The 24537-nt window shown below is 64.6% G+C and carries 17 protein-coding genes; 12 read left to right on the forward strand and 5 right to left on the reverse strand.

Translation table 11 applies throughout. From position 1 onward, the window contains the following. Positions 1 to 243 precede the first annotated feature (243 nt). From HOP03_06325 to HOP03_06365, 9 genes are all read left to right on the forward strand, one after another. A complete protein-coding gene (locus tag HOP03_06325) occupies positions 244 to 1284 on the forward strand; it encodes a serine hydrolase (protein ID NOT87780.1) in 1041 nt (346 codons plus the stop codon). 323 nt (positions 1285 to 1607) lie between these two features. Further along, entirely contained in the window at positions 1608 to 2540 is a 933-nt protein-coding gene (locus tag HOP03_06330) for a hypothetical protein (protein ID NOT87781.1), read from the forward strand. Between the two features lie 15 nt (positions 2541 to 2555). Next, entirely contained in the window at positions 2556 to 3329 is a 774-nt protein-coding gene (locus tag HOP03_06335; protein NOT87782.1) for a hypothetical protein, read from the forward strand. A gap of 7 nt (positions 3330 to 3336) precedes the next feature. After that, complete coding sequence (locus tag HOP03_06340; protein NOT87783.1) at positions 3337 to 6747, forward strand: hypothetical protein; 3411 nt, start codon at positions 3337 to 3339, stop codon at positions 6745 to 6747. Positions 6748 to 8439: 1692 nt separating this feature from the next. Further along, complete coding sequence (locus tag HOP03_06345) at positions 8440 to 9384, forward strand: hypothetical protein (GenBank protein ID NOT87784.1); 945 nt, start codon at positions 8440 to 8442, stop codon at positions 9382 to 9384. 15 nt (positions 9385 to 9399) lie between these two features. Next, positions 9400 to 12129 (forward strand): hypothetical protein, encoded by a 2730-nt coding sequence (locus HOP03_06350; protein ID NOT87785.1) that lies wholly within the window; start codon positions 9400 to 9402, stop codon positions 12127 to 12129. A gap of 8 nt (positions 12130 to 12137) precedes the next feature. Next, positions 12138 to 13166 (forward strand): hypothetical protein, encoded by a 1029-nt coding sequence (locus HOP03_06355; GenBank protein ID NOT87786.1) that lies wholly within the window; start codon positions 12138 to 12140, stop codon positions 13164 to 13166. Beyond that, positions 13151 to 13792 (forward strand): hypothetical protein, encoded by a 642-nt coding sequence (locus HOP03_06360; protein ID NOT87787.1) that lies wholly within the window; start codon positions 13151 to 13153, stop codon positions 13790 to 13792. The genes HOP03_06355 and HOP03_06360 overlap by 16 nt, the downstream gene beginning before the upstream one ends. Beyond that, positions 13789 to 15411 carry a hypothetical protein gene (locus HOP03_06365; protein NOT87788.1) on the forward strand — a complete coding sequence of 541 codons (1623 nt, stop codon included), beginning with the start codon at positions 13789 to 13791 and terminating at the stop codon, positions 15409 to 15411. Before HOP03_06360 ends, HOP03_06365 begins: the two co-directional genes overlap by 4 nt. A gap of 505 nt (positions 15412 to 15916) precedes the next feature. Here the strand turns inward: HOP03_06365 and HOP03_06370 are convergent. Further along, on the reverse strand, positions 15917 to 17005 hold the full coding sequence (locus HOP03_06370; GenBank protein ID NOT87789.1) for a hypothetical protein: 1089 nt from the start codon (positions 17003 to 17005) through the stop codon (positions 15917 to 15919). A gap of 140 nt (positions 17006 to 17145) precedes the next feature. Between HOP03_06370 and HOP03_06375 the strand changes: the two genes are divergently transcribed. The 3 genes from HOP03_06375 (at position 17146) to HOP03_06385 (ending at position 19571) form a co-directional block, all read left to right on the forward strand. Then, positions 17146 to 18057, forward strand: a complete 912-nt coding sequence (locus HOP03_06375; protein NOT87790.1) for a cyclic nucleotide-binding domain-containing protein — start codon at positions 17146 to 17148, stop codon at positions 18055 to 18057. A gap of 3 nt (positions 18058 to 18060) precedes the next feature. Further along, positions 18061 to 18756 (forward strand): adenylate/guanylate cyclase domain-containing protein, encoded by a 696-nt coding sequence (locus tag HOP03_06380; GenBank protein ID NOT87791.1) that lies wholly within the window; start codon positions 18061 to 18063, stop codon positions 18754 to 18756. Between the two features lie 632 nt (positions 18757 to 19388). Continuing rightward, positions 19389 to 19571, forward strand: coding sequence for a hypothetical protein (locus HOP03_06385; GenBank protein ID NOT87792.1), 183 nt, complete (start codon positions 19389 to 19391; stop codon positions 19569 to 19571). A 7-nt stretch (positions 19572 to 19578) separates the two neighbouring features. Here the strand turns inward: HOP03_06385 and HOP03_06390 are convergent, their stop codons facing one another. The 4 genes from HOP03_06390 to HOP03_06405 all read right to left on the reverse strand — a co-directional run bounded on the left by HOP03_06390 (position 19579) and on the right by HOP03_06405 (position 24514). Then, on the reverse strand, positions 19579 to 19989 hold the full coding sequence (locus HOP03_06390; GenBank protein ID NOT87793.1) for a hypothetical protein: 411 nt from the start codon (positions 19987 to 19989) through the stop codon (positions 19579 to 19581). A 12-nt stretch (positions 19990 to 20001) separates the two neighbouring features. After that, entirely contained in the window at positions 20002 to 21210 is a 1209-nt protein-coding gene (locus tag HOP03_06395) for a hypothetical protein (GenBank protein ID NOT87794.1), read from the reverse strand. A gap of 647 nt (positions 21211 to 21857) precedes the next feature. Further along, the gene (locus tag HOP03_06400) at positions 21858 to 23159 is read right to left on the reverse strand and encodes a VCBS repeat-containing protein (protein ID NOT87795.1); all 1302 of its coding nucleotides are present in this window, start codon (positions 23157 to 23159) and stop codon (positions 21858 to 21860) included. A gap of 668 nt (positions 23160 to 23827) precedes the next feature. After that, entirely contained in the window at positions 23828 to 24514 is a 687-nt protein-coding gene (locus tag HOP03_06405) for a peptidoglycan-binding protein (protein NOT87796.1), read from the reverse strand. Between the last annotated feature and the right edge of the window lie 23 nt (positions 24515 to 24537).

The following is a 24537-nucleotide window of genomic DNA, read 5'->3' on the forward strand; positions in this document are numbered from 1 at the left end:
AAACAACACCGAAGACGTTGGCGATGGTGCGCCTACTCTGTCGCGCAAATCCCTGTGCCTTTGTGGGAGGGGCTTCAGCCCCGACAGATCTTCAGCAGCAGAAGCGTCGGGCCTGAAGGCCCTCCCACAGTGACGCTATCCGTTGTATCCAAGTCACTATTTTTGAAACACCACATCAGCGTATCGACATGTTTCAAGCAGCATGTTTCGAACAACGCGTTTCCCGCCATACGGAGTTCACCGATGCACCGCTTTCTGATCGCACTGTCCTGTGTCCTCGCCGCCGCGCCCGCGTTCGCACAAAGCTCCGCCTTTGATGAGGTCACCCGCTCCGTCTCCGCAGGCGATTTCAAGCAGATCACCAGCGTGATCGTCGCCCGCGACGGCAAGCTGCTGTACGAACATTATTTCGACGACGGCGGCGCCGAAGCGCGGCGCAACACCCGCTCCGCGACCAAGACCGTCGCCGGCATGCTGCTGGGCATCGCGATCGCCGAAGGCAGGATCCCGAACGCGCAGGCGCCGATGCTGCCCTACCTGCACTATCGCGGCGTCATCGAGAACCAGGACAAGCGCAAGGCCAGGATCAGCTTCGAGGATCTGGCGACGATGTCGTCGCTGCTGGAATGCCACGACGAGAACCAGTATTCGCGCGGCAACGAAGAACGCATGTATCTGGTCGAGGACTGGGTGAAGTTCTACGTCGATCTGCCGATCCAGGGTTTCCCGGCATGGATGCCGAAGCCGGCGGACTCGCCCTACGGCCGCAACTTCCGCTACTGCACCGCAGGCGTGACCACGCTCGGCGCCGCGATCCAGGGCGCGGTCGGCGAACGCCTCGACACCTACGCGCAGCGCACGCTGTTCGCGCCGTTGGGCATCGACAAACCCGAGTGGCAATTCTCGCCGCTGGGCTTGCCGCAGGCCGGCGGCGGTCTCGGCCTGCGCAGCCGCGACCTGCTCGCGCTGGGCCAGCTGTATCTCGACGGCGGTCGCCACGCCGGCCAACAGATCGTGCCGGCCGATTGGGTGAAGACCTCGGTCGCGCCGCACGCGCGCGTCGACGACGGCGTCGAATACGGCTACCTGTGGTGGCGCATGCAGTTCCCGGTCGCGGGCAAGGTATGGTCGTCGTACGCGATGAACGGCAGCGGCGGCAACAGCGTGCAGGTGTTTCCCGAACAGCGCGTCGTGGTGGTGATCACCACCACCAACTACGACGTGCAGCAGCCGCACCGGATCACCGCGAAATTGCTGATGGAGAAAATCCTGCCGGCGCTGTAAGCCCACGCGCACGATCCGCGCTCCGCAAATCATTCTCACTCCGCACGATCGATATCGAGGATGGCCGGATTACGGACCCGATGTCGTTGTTGGACTTTGGTGAACATAGCCGTTCATCAAAACAAGGCGTCAAGTCTCGTGGCCCTTCCGACATGCCCGTTGGTCGGGATTCGATGACAAGTTGCATTGCGGGTGGGATGCGAGCCGCTGGGGTGCGGGGCTTTGGGGTGAAGTCGTTCGATGGCGGCCATGGGTCTGCATGGCGATATGGCGTTCAAAGATCGCGGCCGGGTCCGATCCCGGCGCGCGACGGTGATCAGAATATGAGCGATACCGACTCAATCGCCTCGCTGATGGACACGCTCCAGGAAGACACCCGGGCGTATACGGGCACCATCGTTCCGGTCAACGACCGGAACTTCGATGGCGCAGGCATCGAGGATGCCGAGGCAGGCATGTCGCGGATGGCCACGCCCATGGACCTGCAAAGCGTGGCGGGAATCGCTCCGCCCTCTTCCTGGGAACAATTCGGCACCATCCTCATCCAGGATCTTCTGCCGCGCATCACTGCGGAAGATGTGCTCAAGCGTGTTGCCGGCTCGCTGATACCGGGCGGACCGCTGCTGTTCGAACCGATCTATGCGCGTGCGGGAACGACCATCGTCGGCAACCTTTCCGTGTTCGGGACGAGCGCCGGTCTGGCTTATTCCGACTACATCGAAGAGTCGGCCACGGGGATCATCGATCTCGTGAAGAATGTCGCCAAATTCGCGCTCGACCAACAGGCGTTCACGGTGTCTCTCGGGATGCTGACGCTGACGCTGCCGGCGCGCGCACTCCTGCAGACTGTTTTCGATCCACAGGCAAGTCTTGCGCAAGCCGTGATGAACGCGGATGCCGAAGCGCTGCTGGCGGAGATCGCGATGGCGATCTCCGCACTGCCCGGAGCCGACGCCAACCTTTCGATACTGCTCGCGATCGTGGACACCCTGCGCGGACTGCGCACCGCTTTTTTCGAATTCGTCAGCAAACCGCCTGGGGAACTTTTCGATCTGCTCGGTGAGCTCCCCCTTTTCGTCGCCGAGATGATGCGCGATCGCGTGCTGCAGAAACAGCTGGAAGCGGTGGCGGACGATGCGGCGAAATTGGGTGAAGTGTTCGGCACGCTCGTCGGCTTCGTGATCTGGGAGGTCATCGAGGAAGTCGCGACACTGGGCATGGGCAAGCCGCTCAAGCTACTCAAGATCGCGACTTGAGGGACGGACCGAAGCATGCCCAGAGCGCTCACCGCCGCCGAATACCGCGCTTTCGTGAGTGCGATGAGAACCTACATCCGCAAAGTGAAGATACGTCGGGCGCTGCTCTATCCGAAAATGGTCGCGAAGCAGATGTCGCCGGCGTTGGCGCGCGTGGCAAGGCAGGTGTCGACCTTCCACATCACGATCGCACAGGCGATGATCGGCCGGTACAGGAAGCTGCACATGCAGATGGGTACGCATGGCGGCATGACGGCGCTGGCGAAAGCCGAGAAGCTCGAACTCACCAAACTCTTCAAGCTTTCGCGCACGATGGGCGGAGAGGACGAATTGATGCGGGCGCTCGAGCTGCTGGCGCTCGACAGTCACCATATCGTTCCCGCTGCATCGTTCAGCCGTTTTCGCGCGATGCGCAAATTGTTCACCGATACCGATGCGATGCCGGCCGTGCTCATCACCGTGCTTGAACATCGGGCCGGCATCAAACGACTGGAGGAGCTCGTGCCGGCCGGTGGGCTCGGGGTGATCATTTCGCAGAAATCGATCACCTCCGAACTCACCGACGTCGTGTTGGCGCGCGAGCAGAAATTGATCACTGCGCTTGCCGGTGCAACCGGCACCGCTGCAGTCGCGATCGAAAAAACGCATGCGGAGGGCCTGATCGACGATCTGATCGGTTTCTACACCACCAAAACGCCGGACCTTCTGGGCAGCGGTGCCGGCAGCGTGCATGCCGAGCTGCTGAGCGTGCGCGCCCGGATCACCGCGTTGGCGAACCTGACGCCATGAGGCCTGCATGAGCGGATCCCGTTTCGAAGCGGTGCTGCTGGACGAGCTGCAGGCGCTGATCGCTCCGATCGCGGTGGACGATCTTTCCAAAGTCACGGACGCGTTCGCTTTCGTGGGTTGGGATGTCAACGAGCTGGCGGGTCTGGACGTCCCGGCGCTGATCGAAGTGTGTCGGACGATCGCCGAAGTGATCGAAGGCGCCGCCTCCGACACCGTGTCCTTGCCCGACATCGCGATCCGGTTGCTGGATCTGCGCGGGTCGCTGGAATCGCTCGGACGATCGCTGTCGCAATGGTCGCCGCCCACGGGGCTTCCGGCGGACGCGGCGCTGCTGTTGGCCGAGGACGTGGTGCATGCGCTGATCGACGCCTATCTGGCAACGCGGTTGCCGGCGCTGCGTGCGGGTCTGGTGCTGGCGGGCGTGTTGATCGTGGAAGAAGACGGCCGGGCGCTGTACGTGGGGACCGGGACGTCGCGGATCGTGCGTCAGGCACGCCGTCGGCCGCGCCTGAAGCCCGAGCGTCTGGGCAGCTTCGTGCAGGACCCGATCGGTACGTTGACGGGGCCGAGCTCCACAGGCCTTGCGGCTTCGGATGCGCTGGCGGACCTGTTGCTGCCGATGCTGGCGGAACTGTTGCGCGAACTCGGGCTGGCGGCCGATTACGGCAGTCTGGTGGCGAAGGCGGGAGTGCCGGCGGACGAGGCGGAACGCGCACGGCATTTATTGCAGATCTCGTTCTGGGCGCCGGGAGAAGACGCAGCCCCAGACGACGCGCTGCTGCTGCAGCGCTTGCTGGTGGGCATCGCACCGGATACCCAGGACGGCGGCCGGCCGATGCTGATGCTGGCCAGCGCCGGTGCCTTCTCGGTGGAAGCCTCACGCCCGGGATTCATCGCAGGCGGTTCGTTGCAGGGACTGCCGAAAACCGTGCGCCTGGGGCGGTCGGGCATCGTCAGCAGCGATCCGAACGCACAACCGTCGTTCCGCGCCTACGTCTCGCGGCCCGGCACGTCCGGAGACCCGGCGCTGCGCATCGGCGAGGACGGCGGTCTGAACTTCACCATGGGTGGCATCAGGCTGGAGGCGGAATTCGCGCCCGGCCCGCCGCCGGATCTATCGATGCGTCTGACCCTGCGCGATCTCGCCTTCGGGCTGGCCGCCGACGGCAGGGACTCGTTTTCGTCGGAACTGTTGCCCGGCGCGTCGGACAGCATGTTGAGCGGCGACCTCTCGCTGGGGCTCTCGCTGCGCAACGGTGTGTCGCTGACGGGTCGAGTCGAACTGGCGCGTTCGTGGAACAGCGTGCTGTCGACGCCGGTCTTCAGCATCGGGCCGGTGCGCGCAGGCGTGCGTTTCGATCAGGACGGCTTCGGGATCCGGGTCGAAGGCACGCTGGACACGACGCTGGGCCCGCTGTCGATCACGGTGCAGGATATCGGCTTGCGCTTCGATCTCGGCGGCAAAGCGCAAAGCGCGCCCGGGTCCGGTCTGATGCCCACCCTGCGCCTGTCCGGGCCCAAGGGCGTGGCCCTCTCCTTCGACCAGGGGCCGGTCAAAGGCGGCGGCTATCTGTTCTTCGATCCCGACCAGGCGATGTACGCCGGTGCGGTGCAGCTGTCGATCAAGGCGCTGTCGCTGAGCGCGGTGGGCGTGGTCACCACGCGGATGCCCGACGGCAGCGACGGTTTCAGCATGCTGGTGCTGATCACTGCCGAATTCCCGCCGATCCAGCTGGGCTTCGGCTTCAGCCTGATCGGCATCGGCGGTCTGCTCGGCATCCATCGCGGCATGGAGCAGGACGTGCTGGCCGACCGGCTGCGCGAAGGCCGGCTGGGCTCGATCCTGTTCCCGCGCGATGTGGTCGCCAACGTGCGCACCATCATCGACGACATCCGCGCGGTGTTCCCGGCGCAGCGCGACCGGTACGTGTTCGGTCCGATGGTGAAGATCGGCTGGGGCGCGAACTCGCTGCTGGAAATCGACGTGGCGGTGCTGCTGTCGGTGCCCGCGCCGATCACGATCGCGATCCTGGGACGGGTGCGCGCGGCGCTGCCGACCAAGGACGATCCGGTGATCGATCTGCGCCTCGAAGTGCTGGGCCTGATCGATCTGGGACGCGGCCGGCTCACGGTGGAAGCGCGGCTGGTCGATTCGCGGATCGCCATGTTCGCCGTCAGCGGCGGCATGGCGCTGCTGATTTCCTGGGGCGCGACCAAGGCGTTCGTGCTGTCGGTGGGCGGGTTCAACCGCCGATTCCTGCCGCCGCCGGATTTCCGCGCGCCGCCGCGACTGGCGATCGCGCTGTCGACCGGGGAAAACCCGACCTTCACGCTGTCGTCGTATTTCGCGATCACCTCCAACGCGATCCAGTTCGGCGCCGCTGCCGATCTGCACGCGCAGGCCGATACCGCGCTGGGCCTGTTCAGCGTGGACGCCTATGCGCAGTTCGATGTGCTGCTGATCTTCGATCCGCCGTTCTTCGCGGCGGATCTGGCCGCCGGTGTCGAGATCAAACGCAATGGCGCGACCCTGTTCCTGGCGCGGCTGGAAGCCTCGCTGACCGGGCCGGAGCCGTGGCGGGTGGCCGGTGTGGTCGAGTTCCAGTGCATCGTGCCGCTGCGGATTCCGTTCGAGGCGATCATCGGCGAGCCCGCACAGCAGGCGCCGGCTGCCGGCCGCGAGTTCGCGCAGCTGGCGGAGCAGCTGGCGGCGGAGGTGGTGCGCGCCGACAACTGGACCGCGCTGCCGAAGGCCGAGGCCGAATCGGTGGTGACCCTGCGCAAGGTGGAGTCGGTGCCGGGAACGGTGCTGGTGCATCCGCTGGGCGGTCTGGGTTTCCGCCAGCGGCTGCTGCCGTTCGAGAAAGTCATCCGCAAATTCGGCACTTCCACGGTGATCGACCCGGCGAAGTTCGTGATCGAGCAGCTGGACGTCGGCGGCGCTGCGGTCGCGAAGCGCGAGGTCGGCGAGGATTTCGCGCCGGGCGAATTCGACGTGCTCACCGACGACGAGAAACTGTCGCGGCCGGCGTTCGAGACCATGACCGCCGGCGTCGAAGCGTCGCCTGCGGGGCTGTGGCTGCCGAACAGCCTGCTGGATCCGGCACCCGCGCGGTTCGACGAGACCGTCATCAACCCGACCGGCCCACTGCCCGGCCCGCGCCCGCAATCGACGCAGCCGGGACTGGGCTTCACCCAGGTCAAGCCCGGCTTGCAAGGCAATGCTGTCGTCCTGCCCGGCGCGATCGCGGTCAAGCCCGAGACCTATGTCTTCGCCGAGCGCGACACGCTGACCACCCACCCGGGCGGCGAAGCCGGGCACGCGGTGCTGGACGACCGTCGGCGCCAGAACGACGGCGGGGGCGCAAATACCGTGCTGGTCCCGGCACATGAAGCCGTGGTGGTGGTGGAAGCATGAGCGTTCGATTCATCCGCTACGCGCGCCCGGCGATCGCCGCCGCCATCGCCCAGCAGCCCGGCCAGACCTCCGCGCGGATCCGCGCGAGCGTGTCCACCCGCCTGCACCTGCGCAACGAGCCGGACAGCGGCAGCGCTTCGACCTGGACGACGCCCGGCGCCGCGCTGTCGGTGCTCGGGCCGGCGGACGTGGTCGGGCTGGCGCAGGACCAGATCCTCGCGCGCAGCCCGGCGCCGGGCGTGGCTGCGGCGGCGCCAGAACTGTTCGCATTCGTGGAGTTCGCGCGCCCGGACCTGCCCTGGCTGTTCACCCCGTACGCACCTTCGCCGGCACCCGCCGACACGCTGACGCCCTGGCTGTGCCTGATCGCCGTGCCGGCGACGCTCGCCAGCGTGGGTGCGGGTCCGCACGGATCGGTGCTGACGCTGACGCCGGCGGCGCTGGCGCACCTGCCGGATCTCGCGCACGCCGCCGAATGGGCGCATGTGCAGGAAGGCGGCGCGCAGGCAGGCACCGATCCCGACCCGGTCCGCGCCGGGGCACAGGCCGAGCCGGCGCGGTTCCGCTCGCGCCTGCTCTGCCCGATGGTGCTGCAGCCATCCACCGATTACCTGGTCTGCCTGGTGCCGACCTTCAAGGGTGGCGTGCTGGCCGGCCTCGGCCTGCCGGTGACCTTGAGCGACCCGGCGCTGCTCGGTCCCGCCTGGACTTCCACGCAGACGACAGCATTGGAATTGCCGGTCTACGACCACTGGACGTTCACCACCGGCGTGCCGGGCAGCTTCGCCGCGCTGGTCGAACGCCTGCAACACTACGAACCGGACGGCGGCGCCAGTCGCCGCCTCGATGCCTCGATGCCGGCAGGCCCGGACGGTCCGGTCTTCGCCGATGCCGTCCTCGGCATCGACGCGGCGATGATGCCGGAACACCACGACCCGCTCGACGATGCGCCGGTCGCGTTGGTGAAACATCTGGCCGCGCGCCTCGCCGACGACACGCCATTGGCGCCGCCGCTCTACGGCCGCTGGCATGCGCGCAGCGCGCCGGACCTGCCGCCGCAAACGCCCGACTGGTTGCGCACTCTGAATCTGCATCCGTCGCGGCGGGTCGCCGCCGGGCTGGGCGCGGAGGTGGTGCGTCGCCATCAGGAAGAGATGATGGCGGCGATATGGGAACAGGCCGGCGAGATCGAACGCGCCAATCAGCTGCTGCGCATCGCGCAGACCGCGAAGGCCGCCGCCGAAGCCCTGTTCGTCCGCCGGGTCGCCCCGGATCTGGGCCGCGCGCGCGACGGCCGGGATCTGGGCGCGCTGCTGTGGCTGGCGCCGATGCTGGACCATCTGCTGCTGCCATCCGGCCGCACCGCGCGCGCCGAGCTCGGGCCGGCGTGCCTGCCGGCGCTGGCGACCAGCGGCGCGTTCCGCAAAGCGGTGCGCGCGAACGGACCGCTGATGCGCCGGCTGCGCCGCGCGCGCGACGGACAGCCCGGCGGGCCGACGCTGCTGCTGCGGCTGGCCGACGGCGGTGGGCGACGGCCAGCCACGCCCGCGCCGGTACAGGCGGCGGTGCTGACGGCGGCCGAACTCACATCATTGGGACACCCACCGGCCCGGCTGTCGCGTTTCGATCCCCTGCGCCCGCTCGACCCCTGCGCCCGTTCCCGGTCCGCGCCTGCCGCCGCAACCCGCTGCGGTGTCAGTCCCGCCGATGCTGGAGGCCGCGCGTGCGCTGGCCGGCCGGCTCGCGAAGCCGCGCCCGCCCGCCGGCTGCCAGCCCTTTGGCCCGGCCGGCAGCGCGCCCCGGGAGACGTTTTTCGAGGGTGTCCTCGCCGCTGCCGATCCCGGCGTCACCATCCCGCGACGGGTGCGTGCGCGGATCGCGGTGACACCCACTGCACCGATGCAGGCCTCGGCAACGGACGACACCCTCGGCCCGATCCTGCTGGCGCCGAAACTGCCGTGGCCGATGATGCGGCCACTGCTGGGTTTCGGCCGGGACTGGCTGGCGCCCGCACTGGAAGCCAAAGATGCGCCGGAGGAGTTCATCGCGGTGATGGTCTCCAATCCGGCCTTCATCGAAGCCTACATGGCCGGGCTCAACGACGAGATCGGCCGCGAAATGCGCTGGAGGGGCTTTCCCACCGACCAGCGTGGCACCGTCTTCGACCGCTTCTGGTCGGATCAGGGCGCGGAGTTTCCCGAACTGCATACCTGGCAGGGCACGCTGGGCAGCCATGCGCTCGGCGGCGGCGCCGCGCGGCTGGTGATCGTGATCCGTGGCGAGCTGTTGCTGCGGTTCGGCACCGCCGGTGTCTTTCTGCAGAAAGCCGCCGCCACCGCGCCGCTGTCGCCGCTGCCCGATCTGGGCGACCCGCAATCGACGCTTTATCCGCTGTTCTCCGGCCATCTGTCCGGCGGCATCGGCTATTTCGGCTTCGATCTGACCGCGGACCAAGCCACCGGCGCCGTCGGCGGTGGGCCCGGCTGGTATGTGGTGTTCCAGGAACCGCCGGTCGATCTGCGATTCGGTGCGCCACGGCAGGGCGCGAGCACCGGCACGTCCGACCTTTTCGCACTCGCCGCGCTGCGCCTGCAGCAGCGCGTGTTCATCCACGCCGCCGCATTGCTTGGGCCGTAGGACAGGATCCCGCCCATGCCGACCCCCACCCAACAAACCCTGCAGGCGCTCGCCGTCCAGACCCGGGCGCGTCTGCGCAGCGCCGAAGCGAAACTCGGCGAACTGCGCGCCGCATATGCGCGCGGCGACCTCGACGCCAAGGCGATGCGCACCCAGGAAACCAAGCTGGTCGCGATCCGCGACGCGGCGGCGACCGCGCTGGACAAGGCCAAGGCCGATCTGCTCCGCGAAAGCGCGCGGCAGAACGACCCGATCGCGGCGACCGCGCTGGCGCGCGGCTGGCCGCTCGGCCTGCTGCCGGTGCGTCTGGAAACCCGCTACCAGCGCGACACGCTGCTGGTGCGGATCTTCCCCGACGAGATCCACGTCGACAGCCACGACCCGGCGGTGACCGACGCCGAACGCAGCGCCTGGGAGCAGTTCCGCAAAGCGCTGGAAACCACCAGCGACACGCCGAAGATGCTCGACCTGTGGCTGCGGTTGGCACGCGATGTCGGCACCTCGCGAGCGCTGTATCTCGCCAGCCAGCGCTCGCTGCAGGGCGTGCCGGCGCGTCCGCCCGGCTATGCGCGCCCGCCGCGCGCGAGCCTGCTGCCGGAGCGTTTCGTCGCCCATGCCTGGGTCGATTCCCTGCAGACATCGCCGATCCGCGCGGAGGCGGCCCATCCGGTCCGCGAGCCGCTGGCGCTGGCCCCCGACCCGGCCAAACCGGGGGTGTCCGGCAGCACGTCGATGGATGCCGACACCGTCTGGATGACCTCGTTCCTGGAAGCCGAGCGCGCCGGCATGGCCCTGCGCATCGCCCTGCCCAATGCCGCGTCGCGGGTGGTGCAGCTGGTCGTGCTGGGGGTGCGCGCCAGCGCCGACCCGGCCACCACCGCCGACGACTGGGACCGCCATCTCGGCGGGCAGGCGGTCGACGCCGGGCTGTCGCTGCCGCCGCCCGGCAGCGCCACCAATGCGCTGCCCGGCCAGCGCCCGCTGTTCTCGACCCGGCCCGATACGACCGCGCTTTACCACCGCGCGCTGGCGTTCAGGGTCCTGACCCCGACCGATCCCCGCGACGACCCGCGCCCGCGCCGCGAGCCGCCAAACGACCTCCGGGCGCCGGCCATGCGGGCCGCCGAAGCGCTGGGGCTCACACCCACGCTGTTCGGCCATCTCGAAGGCGCCGAAGACGACACCCTGCAGGCCGAAGCCGCGATGCGTGGCCTGCTGCGCGGCGCGTTCGAGACCGAACTGCGGGCCGCATTCGGCGACAGCGGCGCGGTGGCGACAGCGCTCGACCTGCTGTCCACGGAAGGCAGCGCGCTGGGTCCGTACCCGACGCTGATGGTGCGCAGCCAGCCCTACGGCGTGGTGCCGCTGGCGCTGGGCAACGATATCTTCGGCAATCCCGACCTGGACCGCATGTGGTCGGTCGCCGATGCGCTGCGCGCCACCGCGTTCGCGCCCGCGAGCGGGCAGGTGCCGCGCATTGCCGGCGAAGTCCCCGCCGACCCGATCGAACGCATGATCACGGTACTGCAGAGCGAGGGCATCGCGGTCGGCGCGGAGCTGCGGCTGGTCCTCGGCGCGTCGATGGCCTCGACCACGCTGGCCGGCGCGACCGCCGCGCTGCGCGACCGGATCGAACAGCAGCACATCGCCGCCCGCGACCTGCACGCCCAACTGGGCGGCGACCCGGGCAACCCGATTCCGATGACCGGACGCGTGCTGCTGGCGGAGGCCGGGCAGGCGCTGCCGCTGGTGATGCCCGCCGACCCCGGCCCGGCCGAAATCCCCGCGCAGTACCTGGGCATGCTGGCGAACACCGCCTCGCTCTGGTACCTGCTCGACTCCGCCCTGAGCGACTTCACCCCGCGCGCGCTGCTGTTCCACCTCGCCCGGGTCGCCCTGCTCGAAGCCGCCGATATCGACTCCCGCGCCGTCCTGCTGGCCGAAGGCCTGGCCGTGGAAGCGGACTTCGAGGTCAAGGGCCAATATCGCGACCTCCGGACCCGGCTGCAGCTGCCCGCCCCGGCGCGTTACATCGCGCCCGGCCAGATCGCCTCCTTCGACGACATCCTCAGCGACCGCAGCAACACCTTCGGCGTTGTGCGCCAGCGCTTCGACGAGCTGCGCCAGCTTGCGGCGCTCGACCCCGCGCGTCTGGAGCTGCTGTTCGGCGCGGTGCTCGGCCTGTTCGCCAACCGCCTGGATGCGCTGTACACCGCGCGCGCGACGAGCCGCCTCCATGCGCTGCGCGACGACAGTCGGTTGGGCCCGAGACCGGACGGCTTCGTGCGCGGCATCCAGCTCGGCGCCTTCGGCTGGCTCGGCGCGATTCCGCGCGCGGCCGGCCTGCGCAATGCCGGCTATGTGCTCGCCCCCAGCGTGCAGCATGCGATCGCCGCCGGCGTGCTGCTGTCGGCCGACCACGCCCGCCGCATCGACAACCCGTCCGGCCCGCGCGCCGACGACTACGCCGTGGAGCTGTCCTCGCAGCGCACCCGCGAGGCGCAGGCGGTGCTCGACGGCCTGCGCGAAAACCAGTCGCTGCCGGCGCTGCTCGGGTATCGCCTGGAGCGGGCGCTGACCCGGGCCGGCGGCACCGTGCCGGCGCTGGTGGCGCGGCTGCGCAAGCTCGCATCGACCGCCGCCGTGCCGGTCGAGACCGGCACGGCGGCGCGACCCCGACCGAAAGCGCCGCCGAAGCGGTCTGCGATGGCCTGGCGCTGGTCAGACTGGCCACGGCGGAGCTGACCGCAGCCGTGGACATCAACCGGCTCGGCAGCGACCTGCAGCAGCCGACACCGCTCGACAGCACGCAGAAATCCACGCTGATCGACGCGCTGGCCGCCCTGCGCGATCTGGTGGACGCAGTCTCCGACCTGCTGCTGGCCGAAAGCGTCTACCACCTCGCCAACGGCAACCCCAGCCGCGCCTCGGGCGCGACCGACATCCTCAGCGGCGCGGTGCCGCCACCGGACCGGCTGGAGATGCTGCAGCCGCCGGAGCGCGGCATCGCGGTGAATCACCGGGTACTGCTCGCCCTCGATCACGCCCGCACGCTGCGCGAAGGCTGGCCGTCGGGGTCGCCGCGCGGCCTGGCCGATCCCGATCTCGACAGCTGGTTGAACCGGCTGCTGCCCGCGCCGGAGAACATTCTGGTCCGGCTGCTGGGATCCGACGGCAGCACCAACAAGGTCGCCTCGCTGCGCGATCTGTTCGATATCTGGCCCGAGCGCGATCCGCCGCTCGGCGCGCTGGATCTGGCCTTCGATGTGATCGAGCCCGGCGCGGTGGCGCGCAGCGCGCTCGAAGCGCGACTGGCCGCCGCCTGCGAAGCGCTGACCGGCGCCACCGGCCTGCCCTTCGCCTGGGATCGCGAGCGTGATTGGCCGGCGACCGCCTATTCGATCGCGGAAGTCAGCGCGATCGCGGGTGCGGCGCGCGCGGTGCTGGGCAATGCCCGGCCGCTGCAGCCGGACGATGTGCCGGGTGCGGTCGCGATCGATACCAACGACCTCGCCGCACGTCTGCAGGCCGTGTCGGACGCCGCGACCAGCGCAGGCAAGCGGCTGGACAAGGCCATCGGCAGCGCAGAGGAACGCCTGTCCGCGCGACGCTGGGCCGCCGCCTTCGGCCTGCCGGCACTGGCCGACACCGCCACCGCCGGGCTTGCCGCGCTGCGCGCGACGAACTCGACCGGCGCGTCACCGCCGCTGCCGACACCGCGCTGCCGCTGCGCGAGCGGATCGCGGCGCTGTTCGACGGCCAGCCGGTGGTGCCGCGCCTGACCGGCGTCGACACCGCGCTGATCAAGGGCTTCGCGGGCGACCTGAAAGTCGCACCGGTCGAGCTGCGCGGTTTCATCGCGAAAGCCTCGCGGGTCCGCCCCGCGCTGGCGGCGATGACTGCACTGGATGCGCTGGTGCTGCGCGCCGACGACCCCGGCACGATGCATCGCCTCGTGGTCTCGCAGACCCCGCGCGACCCGGGCGAGGCCTGGGTCGGCGGCCCCAAGACACCGCGCCGTGGGCGCACATCGTTCGTCGCCTGGCGGCTGGCGAAAGGCGGCGCGCTGGACGATCCGGCGCAGAGCGTCAGCGCGCTGGTCCTCGACCGCTGGAGCGAACTGGTGCCGGCCGCCGAGGCCGATGCCGCCATCGCGTTCCACACCGATGCGCCGTCCACCACCGCGCCCAACGCGATCCTGCTGTGCGTGCCGGCGGTCAATCTGGAGTACTGGTCGGAAGCGCTGGTGCTGGAACACATCCTCGAAGCGCTGGCGCTGGCGAAAATGCGCACGGTCACGCCCGCGAATCTCGACGCCATCGCCCAGTTCGCGCCGCTGTCGCTGATCGACAACCGCCGCTACCAGACCAGTTTCGGCCACGTCGCGACCGAGGAATCCCCGACATGAGCGACCCCACGACCGACCTCATCGCCCGCATCGAACCGATCCAGCGCGCCAGCGATCTGCGCCCCGGGCTTGCGGCGCGGCTGCTCGATCCGCTGTGGCTGCTCGGCCGGCAGTGGATGCTCGGCGAATTCGACGGCGAGGACGCCGGCACGCCGGTGTCGGTCGACTACACGCTGGGGCACTATCCGATCAGCCGGGTCCGCGCCGGCAACGTCGACATCAAGGTCGATAACCTCGGGACGCCGCTCGAACGCGCGATCGAATCGCTGCCCTCGGGCCGCAAGCACTGGACGCTGCAGCGGCGCGTCGAGACCGGTGCGCTGCTGGCGCAGCTGCTGTGCGACGCGGGTTACGCCGATGCCGCGCAAACACTGCTCGATGCATATTCGCTGGGCAAGGACACCGATCCGAACGATCAGGACGACACTCCCGCCGCACGGCTGGCCGCACTGGCGCGCGGCCGGGTAGCGGATGGCGAAGCTGTGCGCGAGGCGCTGCTCGCAGGCGCATTGCCCGGCGCGCTGCGCGCGCCTGCGATCGAAGCGGAAATCGCCGCCTGGAATGCACTCGTCACCGGCATGATCGAACCGCCTGCCGTCGAGGCCTGGCAGTCCGAGCGTCTGGAATACGCCGCCGAAATCGACTGCAGTGGGCTGAGTTCGCCGCTGCGGGTGTCGGAGCATCACGGCGATGGCCTGCGCTGGGCGTCGGTCGACATGACCAAGGCGCCCACCGCGCCGCCGCCGAAGAGCGTGACGATGCAGCGCACGCCGACCGCGCTGCGCTTCCGCGGCATGCCGCAGGCGCGCTATTGGGAATGCGAAGACGCCACGATTGATCTTGGCGCGGTGGACGCGCCCGCCGCCGAGCTGGGCCGCACCGCGATGCTGCAGATGGCGATGGTCTACGGCAACGATGTCTTCCTCGCGCCCGCGAACGTACCGCTGGGCACGCTGGCCGGCGTCACCGCCTTCAGCGTGTCCGACACCTTCGGCGATGTGCTCGGCCCGACCGCACTCACCGCCGCCACCCGCACCGGCACGGAGCCGGGTCGCGGCTGGGCGCTGTGGGCACCGCAGTGCGCGGGCGCACCGATGCCGTGGCTGTTCTTCCCGCCCGCACTGGCCGCGCCGCTGATCGGCGAGGCGGTCGACGACGCCCTGCTCGCCCGCGACGAAATGGCCAACCGGGTCTGGGCGATCGCGCGTCTGCTCGAAGGCGAAGACGGCCGCAGCCGCGCGCCGACCGTGAACGCCTCGCCCGACACCACGACGGCGACAAGCGCCGAAGACGATGCCGATTACCGCTACCGAATGGCCAACGATGCGCCATCCGGCTGGGTACCGCTGTCGCTGCAGGTCACAGCCGACGGCCGCCGCCTGCTGCGAGAACGCAACGCCGCCACCGACACCCTCCTGACCCGGCTGCTGCCGGAAGGCGCAGCGGTGTGCGACGAAGAAGTGGGCCGCGATGGCGTGAGCCTGCGCATCGAAAATGTCTACGCGCGTGGGAGCGATGGTGTCACGGTGGTCTGGACCCGCGTCCGTCGTTCGTCTGGTCGTGGTGGGGCTGCCAGTGGGTTGCGGTTTGATCAGGCGTTGCCGATCAAGAAGCCCTGAGCGGGAGTTCGTGTGCGCCCGGTGCGTATCGGGCGTCGGCTCATTTTTTCCTTGCACCGATCAACGAGCGCCTTCGCGCTTTGCGCGACCGATCACCCATCGTCAGGCATCGACCCACGCATTCGACTCAGACAGCGTCGATACGTTCGATCAATCGAAACCCGGAAATTCATCGTCGCAGTGCACAGCCATCGCCGCGCTTTTCGTAGGAGCGGCGGGAGCCGCGACGGGGGGTGAAATTGAGGTTGGGCTGGGGTGTGGGGGATGGGTTTAGTTTTGACGATTGCTTTTGACTCGCAACGACGTTGGCGAAATGAACCTGACCCGAATGGCACTTACTTAAGCCCTTGTCGCCGGATTTTCTGATTTCTGCGAAAGCTCCAACCCAGCGATTTCAGTCGTTTACGGCCAACAAGGACCGTTGATCCCCGTCTTTTCTGGAGTGGCGAGGCTTAAGTAAGTGCCATTCGAACCTGACCCTTTTACCCTCGGGTGGCCTTGCTCATTAACGTAAGTCACTTATCGAAATGGGGCAAAAAAGGCGCCCAGTCTTAAAGCTTGACCGGCCCGCACCGCGACCTTCCGCTGTGAGCAAGCCATCTTCGCCTAACTTGTACAACTCGTTGTAGATGTTGACCTGCTGTTTCGCGAGACTAGGCCCCCGATGGACGCCAAGCATCGGAATTGCACCTCCAGCTCGACCATGTGATCTCCACGTCTCGGTATCAGATTCGTAGCGCACTTCAAACAAATTATCGATCGCGCTTGTGGCGCGCGGCGCCCCTTCGTATGCACCTGGTTTGTTCGACCAATCATGGTCGCCCAAACGCACAACACAAACCTTCCCTTCATCTAGGGCTTTTATCAATAAGTCCTTTAGTGTGATTTTCCTGGGTTGCTGAACATCCGGAATGTGCAACTTCGCCGGAGAAATCTCGAGTGTCTTACGTTGCGAAAATCCGCTAGCTGTTGATGCGGTAACAACAAAGGCCGAGCCTGTCACGAGAGGAAACGTTAGAGGTCTTGAGTGCCCTGCACCCAAGGTTATAGGGGGCAATTTCGACATTTCTGGCGTAGTTCCCGAAGCCTCGACATTCACAGTTGTAGGACCCAAAGACCCAGATTCATTCGGCGGCGGTGTCCACCTGACTGTTACAAAAGCTTCTTTGTCGCTGTAATCATCGATGATGATGTGAATGCCCGGCGCATTCGATCCACGCGCTAGACACTCCTTGTATACGGAATATGCAACTTCTGGGATTTCGCGGCGCACCAACAAGAATGCCTCGTCATATGAGAGGTCGAACCTGTTCACTTGAAGATATTCGCGTCGCTTCGCATCCCATTCTTGATAATTGCCGCTTGCTTCGATAGGGACGCCTTTGATTGGAAATTTTGCCGACGCCGATCCTCCTCTTTTGAACTCCTGAAACGTTTTCTCATCAATTACCTTGAGGACCGCCATGTCCAACTGCTGAGAACTCGTTGAAATGGTGACGTTTGGAAGCAGTCCAGCGACGCACTCGTTGGGCTCGGCATAGACCAAATTTGGCGAGAAAACGGATAGTAAGAGCACGAACAGTATTGGCTTCATGAGCTTTACCCTGCGATGGGACAGTAAATCGTAAACGTACTCGCTAGCGACTTCCGGCCATCCCTAGGTCTGATCTGACTGGCTTGACTTGGGGAGTCTAGCCCCCATGCTAAGTAGGTCTAAACGCTTTAGGGGACCTAATGATCGATCGGTTTCAAGGGGATGAAGGTCGGCGGCGCTTGGTCGCCGCCCTAACAGAACATAGACTGATAGCGAATCGACCGGAGCTGGCGGAACGGCTTGTCGCCGCAGGCGAGCTGATGGAGGTACCCGCGGGGACGGCCTTCATCAATCAAGGTGACCAAGCCTCGGACGTTTTCTTCATCGTCGTCGGCAAGGTCGAAGTTCGGGTCAACGGCAAGCTTGTCGCGAACCGCTTCCCGGGCGACCACATCGGAGAAATGGCCGCAATCGAGCCTTCGCAACCGCGGGCGGCGACGGTTGTCCCCGTCGAAACAACCGTCTTGCTCAAAGTCAGCGAGGCTGAATTCTCGGCAGCCGCGGAGCAGTTCCCCGACGTGTGGAGGCGGATTGCGGCAACCCTCGCCCGCAGGCTCGCGGAGCGGAATCATTTGGTAACGGCCCAGCGGGAGCGGGTTCGCGTCTTCATCGTGTCGTCGGCGGAGGCGCTTCCAATCGTGGACTTGCTCATCAAGCAATTCGAGCATGACCCCTTCTTGGCGGTTGCGTGGAAAAACGGCGTATTCCGGGCATCGAACTACACGTTGAACGAGCTAGAGGCGCAGTTGGATGACTCGGATTTTGCGATTGCCGTTGCCCAGCCGGATGACGTAGTTATCACGCGCGACACGAAATGGCCGGCAGTGCGCGACAACGTGATCTTTGAGCTTGGCTTGTTCATGGGCCGACTTGGGCGGCGTAGAGCTTTCCTGATGGAGCCGCGGAATGCAGATATTCAGTTGCCCAGCGACTTGGCTGGAATGACGACGATCCCCTATCGCTATGAGAAGGGGAAAGATGCCGAGCACTACATCGCGCCCGCGTGCGCAAGGCTCCGCGAATTGATTCTGGCGGCCGGAGCAAAGGACTGATCCATGGGACTGAAAAGTGATCTTGAAGAGTGGTGCTATGACGTTTTCAGGTCGCAATGGTCGAGGCGTGATGGAACCAAGGTTCCCGATGAAGACTCAAAGCTTGGCCTAAAAAACGAGGCAATAGAGATTGAAGGCACTGTCTTGTACGCCGACATGGCTGATTCAACGACGCTTGTAGATACCAAGACCGCTTCTCGGTCCGCTGAGATTTACAAAACCTTCCTCTATTGCGCTGCCAAGATCATTCGAGAACACAATGGGGTCATCACGGCGTATGACGGTGACCGGGTAATGGCCGTCTTCATCGGTGACTACAAAAATACCAATGCTGCGAAAGCAGCTTTGAAGATCAAATGGGCTGTCAATAACATTGTTATTCCCCAGATGAAGCGTGTCTATACGAGCGACGACTATGCGATTAAGCACGTTACCGGAATCGACACCAGCAAGTTGTTCGTAGCAAAGACGGGGGTTCGAGGCGCAAATGACTTGGTATGGGTTGGACGAGCCGCGAACCACGCCGCAAAGTTATCCGCACTCCCAGCTACGTACACCTACATAACGAAGTCCGTCTACGACAAGCTCAATGATGAGGCGAAACTGAGTGACGGGAAGAATATGTGGGAAGCCGTCACATGGAATACGTTTAACAATGCCACGATTTACAGGTCACATTGGGGCTGGGTTTTCAACTGAACCCATAAGGCGTATTGAAATCTCTCGTAGGGCGGGTCTTGACCCGCCTATTGAAATGAATCGGCTGCTTCGTACCCGCAAGGCGGACGAACTTTCCGATGTCGCTGCATGCGAAGCGATTGTTGGCCAATTAGCGGTTCAAGACCCGCCCAACGGATCTCGGGGCCGGCCAGCTTTTTTAGATCAAGGCCGTAAGGCGTATACGTGTAGGGTGCATAAGCGAAGTGTCATGCACCATTCCGGGGGATTCGGCGGTTGCTACCAAAAAATGGGGTCAGGTTGATTTACCCCAGCACCCGACATCACGCCAAAGCAAATGATGCGCCAAGGCAGCACCCTATGTAGCAAGGCCGTAGGTCATATACGCGCAGGGTGCATAAGCGAAGCGTCATGCCACCAATGCCGGGGATTCGGTGGTTGCGATGCACGCTTCCCGGCTCGATAAAGCATGCAGCAAGTAGCCCGGGTAAGCGAAGCGCACCCGGGGATCTTCGTCGTTCATCCCGGGTGCGCTTCGCTTACCCGGGCTACGGCAAATCAACACCGTGTGCATACTCTGGCCCAAAGCCGCCATCGCTGCATCGCTCCCGTCCACTCACCGCAAACGGTGCGCCGAGGCAGCACCCAATGGAATGGACAATGCGGTGAACGTCCGATCGAGGGTCGCGTTGTCGGCACAACTTTACGGCATCCTCATCAAGTGTCGTGACGGCGAGGAGCGCAGGCTCATCCTGCTCTGTAACGACCAGGACAACGGCCCCGGCGGCTTCGATCTGATCGACGGCACCCCGGTGAAATTTTGGTCAATACATTAGCGGCCCATCAATCCTGCTGTTTGAGCGATGTTCTGATGATATGAATGCGTACAGGCGCATGGAGCATCGCTTCTGCCTTCTCACGTTTGGCAAGCACGCGAGCATCTTCTGCGGGCTCAGCATACACAGTCAGGACTGCGGCGTTCTCTGCCCGGTCAACATGTGTTCCCTGCAAGTTAGGGAACATAGCTTGTAGTTCGGGCAGCTTCTGGTCCAGCGCATGGCGGATCTCATCAGCCGTCGGCTGCGCGGGGCCGGCTGCAGTCACAGGCAATTTATCTTCATGTGGCAAGTGCTCAGACGCGCAAGCCGCAGTGCCAAACGCAAAAAAAACAATCGAAAAAAGCCATTTAAATGTTGGCATTTGAATCAGCCTCATGAGATCGAAACGGCGATAAGATTCGAGAAGACGTTTCAACAGGCCCCATATCTAAGGACCGTACATCAGTTGCAAGCCAAGAGCAGAAATTCGATCTGTACTCGTGTACACGGCAAGAAGGCACTGGCCAATGCCTGGCCCAGAGGAAGCGCCAGAGGAGTGTATCCCCGCTGCAACGGAACCGATAAACCATGGGCCACCGCTATCGCCACCCGCACATGCGAGTCCAGTGCCTGAAGCTGGGGAGATGACAGCAATATAGGTGGCCGTGCAGGTTGCACCATTACAGGTGTAAGAGGTCGGCTGATAGTCCGTTGCGAACACATCGCCACAACTGTAGCCGCTAGCCACTCCATAGTGACAAATATTGTTGCCTACCGCCGTGCTCGCTTGTGTTCTACGCCCCGTTAGTGTCCTAAGGTTGGTGGCGCTGGCATAGAACTTCGGTTCATTAGTCGCATTGGTCGTATACCACTGCGCATCGTTGCTGGCATTGTATGCCTGTGCCTGATACGTCAGGCTGGCTGTGGCGCTATCCAAGCCGGTGTAAGAGACATTGCCGTTTGCGCAATGCCCCGCCGTCAGGACGCCGGTCGTAGTGCCAGTAGTCTTTTTTACGACGAATGTCGTCGTGCAGGTTCCGCCATTGATTAACCCGCTACCTCGTACTGCATGCTGTACAAGTGGCGCTGGAATTAGGCGCACGCGAAAAGGGATGTCGAGTAAATGGCCGACAGCTTGCTGCACTCTTTGTGTTTCATACTCCGTTCCGAATACATCTAGCACAACTTCGCCAGTCTTCACATCCGTGTAAGTTCCCTGCAACGTGGGAACGGCGGATTTGATCTTTTCTAAATTTTTATCGAGTGCAGCTCGAAGTTCTGCTTGCGTATATTTCGAGTTAGGGATGAATTCGACCATCACCTTTTGAGTCCCAGCATCGAACAAGCGTGAAGACTCAATCTGATCACTCTTCAGGCGCATCACAATCCGAAAGACAGGATCGTGCTCGATATACAAGCCAGCAAGCCGGTCTTTGTAAGCATCCCGCAACTGTGCAATCAAACCAGCGATTTCCGATTCTTTTTTCAGTCTATTCAATGATGACTCCAAAGAAAGACCGCGATTAGCAGCATGAAATGCCGCGTCTTTAATGAGTGGGGCTTCAGGCTCGCCTGCCAATGATGGCGTCAATGTTGCAGCACAAGTTGCGAGTACTACAGCTACAGCGGGCAAGCAGAAAAAAGAGTTGTAGCGCATCGATATAGTCCTTTATTTTTTGTCGTCTAACTGAACAGACGCGACGTCATGACGGCAACAATCACGTGTGCACATATTTGATAGCACAACTCCAAGTCAAAAACTACCGCTGCCACGCGATGTCAAGGTCTTCTCGATTTTTCGTTCAGACGCCACGCCTTCACCTACCAATACAGCCTGCTCGCCGCTCCAAGTCTGCCAACGACGCACGATCACATCAAAAATGGGGTCAGGTTGATTTACCCCAGCACCCGACACCACGCTAAAGCAAACGGTGCGCCAAGGCAGCACCCTATGGAGCAAGGCCGTAGGACACATACGCGCACGGTGCATAAGCGAAGCGTCATGCACCATTCCCGGGGATTCGGCGGTTGCGATGCACGCTTCCCGGCTCGGTAAAGCATGCAGGATGCAGTGTTGTATCGTGCATCCGAAATGTCGGCAGCAAGTAGCAAGTAGCCCGGGTAAGCGAAGCGCACCCGGGGATCTTCGTCGTTCATCCCGGGTGCGCTTCGCTTACCCGGGCTACGGCAAATCAACACCGTGTGCATGCTCTGGCCCAAAGCCGCCATCGAAAATTGGGGTCAGGTTGATTTACCCCCGCACCCGACATCACACCAAAGCAAACGGTGCGCCAAGGCAGCACCCTACGGCGTGGACGATGCGGTGAACGTGCGATCGCGTCCAATACGCGCGCCAGCGCCCCGTGTCGGGCCTTCTCTGACATTGGCGCCCGCATCGCCGTTGTGCTGGCGCACGAGCGGTGATGCCAAGTGCGCCGCTACGAGCCCCGAACCCTCCACCGCGACTGCCGGCAATCGGCAATTGGCGATGCGCGGGCGGGGGGCGCATCCTTGGCCGTACAACAGCACGGGCGACTGACTCAACCGGGCGATCACCAGATCGCCGCACCCGTCATGGTTGAGGTCGCCTGCCGCAAAGTAGTTGAGCCGACCCTGGAACTGATAAGCCTCAACGACGTTCTCGGGTGTGAAGCCAGTTCCCGTCTGAAGGTAGTAGCCGATGTAGCCCCACCCGCTGTGCGCCATCGCCAAGTCGGCCCGGCCATCGCGGTTGAGGTCGGTGGTGATGAGTAACCCGGAACCTCTTTGCCTCGCGATCTCGAGGCTCGGCGCGAGGTTGCCAAGCGAATCCTGCAGGTACAGGCGCAGGTTTGCGCCATCCCTCGCTTCATCCAACGCCAGGTCGCCGCGACCGTCCCCGTTGAAATCGCCGACTGCGAGTGATGACGTATGGTTGGAACCCAGTGGCAGGGAGAGCACCACCGGCGCGGCATACCCCCCTGATGCCAATGCCGGGTAGATCTGGAATTCCTCGAACGGCCTGCTGAAGATCGTGGCGAGAATGAGATCATCCAGGCCGTCGCCGGTGACGTCGCCCGTCGTGCGAACCGCAGATGAGGGCAGCGGCAGCATCGATACACGCTCGATGAGACCACGACTGTTGCCATGGATGACCGTGGCCGATGTATCGCTCGAGTCGACGAGAACGTCGAGGTAACCGTCGCGATCGACGTCGGTCACGACCAAGTCTTGGGGAAAGCCGGCCACAGTCGTGCTCGACGTGAACGTGCCATCCGCGTTCGAGCGGAGCAGCATGACGCCATTGCCGGTGGAGGTAACGATGTCGCCTACACCATTGCGGTCCAGGTCGGCGATCAAGAGCTGGTATGCGAGATTGTTGCCCGAGTCCCCGATCTTGACGGCCGCATCGAGGTGGCCATCGCCGCGCTGGTAGGCGGCGTAGATCTCCGTGCGGGTATCGATCGGGTTGGGTGTGAAGCGCCGGGACAGGAATACTAGGTCGTCCCGTCCATCGCCGGAGACGTCGCCCACGGCGATGGAATACGCCTGACTGGCCGCCGGATCCGAGAGGAATTCCGGCGCAGTCATCGAGTACGTCGGCTGCTCAAGGGACACCGTCAGCATCGACGGAGGTGTGACGCCTGCCCGACCGCGTGGGCGTGCACTGAACGTCGCGCCTACATGCGGGCGGGCGTGAGGCTCCGCGCTTGCCGGAACGCTGGCCCGTGAAATGGAGGGCCGGCGGACGAGGTCGGCCAAACCCTGCGAAGCCCAGACCAGACCAGCGCATAGACCGCTGGCTACGAGCACCAAAACCGCAGCCGATCGCCTGTTCACTTCCACCTCCATTTTGTCATCCGAGCGAAGTATATCGGCTGGTGTTGGGGGCGCCTGAACCTACCAGCGAAAGCGCTATTCGCAGCGTAGACGGTGCGGGGAAATGGGGTTAGGTCGATTTACCCCATCACCCGACACCACACCAAACGGTGCGCCAACCGTGGACAATGCGGTGAACGTCCGATCGAGGGTCGCGTTGCCGGCACAGGTCGATCGTCGCAGCGTTATTTGCGCATCGCGAAGAGCGCCCCTCATCCGGCGCTTCGCGCCACCCCGGATCGAGTCCGGGGCAGGCTCTTCTCCCCGCAAGGCGGGGAGAAGGGAGACCTCGTGGAAAGCCGATTGGGGAAACCGATTGCGGTCCGTGTGGTCTTGATTGGCGATGTTGGAAATATCGACTCTGGCGCGAAAGCACTCAAGAACATCCCCTCGACACTACGTGGCCCGGGCACGCCTCATTCCGGGAACACATCGATCCCGTTCATGCGGATCGGCAGCTTCGACAGATTCCAGTTGTTTCCTGCGATCTGTTCCTTCCAGGCTTTGGTCCGGTAATTGCTCTTGCGCACGATCGGGCGGTGGTGATTCGATAGCCAGGCGTGCCGCACGCGGACGTACGCTTCGATCCATTTTTTTTCGTTCCCGCCCAACAACGGCGGATTTTCGGCGAAGCGCTGGCGCAGGAGCCAGAGGATACCGCCGCTGTGGATGAAGGAATCGTAGATCACCAGGGCCGAGAGCGGCAGGACGAAGCCGTGATCGTCGGCCCAACGCATCGCCGGCGTGAAATACACCTGTTCGAAGAAGCGGTCCTGGATCTCGCGCATGATCGGGTCTTGCCGGCCCGCATCACGAAGCAACGATTTGAAGCGGCTGTCGTCGATCAGCGGGACGCTTCCCACCTTGTCCGCATAGGCCGCCAGTGCCGCACTGAACAGGCCGCCTGCGGCAACGTACATCTTCACCAGCGTGCGCAGGTTGCCGTACTCGGTGGTCTGGGCGCGGCCGTAGGTGATCTGCCGGATATCGTGCGGCCCATCCGCATAGATCACGAGCGCGCCGTAGTCGCCGCCCGGCTTGCCGGTTTCGATGGTGTTGATCACTCGTTCGATCAGACTTCTCTGCTGCTGCGTCAGATGCATGACGTCTCTCCTTGCGTCGGGCT

Origin of the sequence: Lysobacter sp. (assembly GCA_013141175.1) — a bacterium.
Classification (GTDB): Bacteria; Pseudomonadota; Gammaproteobacteria; order Xanthomonadales; family Xanthomonadaceae; genus Lysobacter_I.

Excerpts from the sequence above, each read along its gene's own strand:
- HOP03_06325 (NOT87780.1), top strand. The coding sequence starts at position 244 with ATGCACCGCTTTCTGATCGCACTGTCCTGTGTCCTCGCCGCCGCGCCC.
- HOP03_06330 (NOT87781.1), top strand. The coding sequence starts at position 1,608 with ATGAGCGATACCGACTCAATCGCCTCGCTGATGGACACGCTCCAGGAA.
- HOP03_06335 (NOT87782.1), top strand. The coding sequence starts at position 2,556 with ATGCCCAGAGCGCTCACCGCCGCCGAATACCGCGCTTTCGTGAGTGCG.
- HOP03_06340 (NOT87783.1), top strand. The coding sequence starts at position 3,337 with ATGAGCGGATCCCGTTTCGAAGCGGTGCTGCTGGACGAGCTGCAGGCG.
- HOP03_06350 (NOT87785.1), top strand. The coding sequence starts at position 9,400 with ATGCCGACCCCCACCCAACAAACCCTGCAGGCGCTCGCCGTCCAGACC.
- HOP03_06365 (NOT87788.1), top strand. The coding sequence starts at position 13,789 with ATGAGCGACCCCACGACCGACCTCATCGCCCGCATCGAACCGATCCAG.
- HOP03_06370 (NOT87789.1), bottom strand. The coding sequence starts at position 17,005 with ATGAAGCCAATACTGTTCGTGCTCTTACTATCCGTTTTCTCGCCAAAT.
- HOP03_06375 (NOT87790.1), top strand. The coding sequence starts at position 17,146 with ATGATCGATCGGTTTCAAGGGGATGAAGGTCGGCGGCGCTTGGTCGCC.
- HOP03_06380 (NOT87791.1), top strand. The coding sequence starts at position 18,061 with ATGGGACTGAAAAGTGATCTTGAAGAGTGGTGCTATGACGTTTTCAGG.
- HOP03_06385 (NOT87792.1), top strand. The coding sequence starts at position 19,389 with ATGGACAATGCGGTGAACGTCCGATCGAGGGTCGCGTTGTCGGCACAA.
- HOP03_06395 (NOT87794.1), bottom strand. The coding sequence starts at position 21,210 with ATGCGCTACAACTCTTTTTTCTGCTTGCCCGCTGTAGCTGTAGTACTC.
- HOP03_06400 (NOT87795.1), bottom strand. The coding sequence starts at position 23,159 with ATGCTGACGGTGTCCCTTGAGCAGCCGACGTACTCGATGACTGCGCCG.
- HOP03_06405 (NOT87796.1), bottom strand. The coding sequence starts at position 24,514 with ATGCATCTGACGCAGCAGCAGAGAAGTCTGATCGAACGAGTGATCAAC.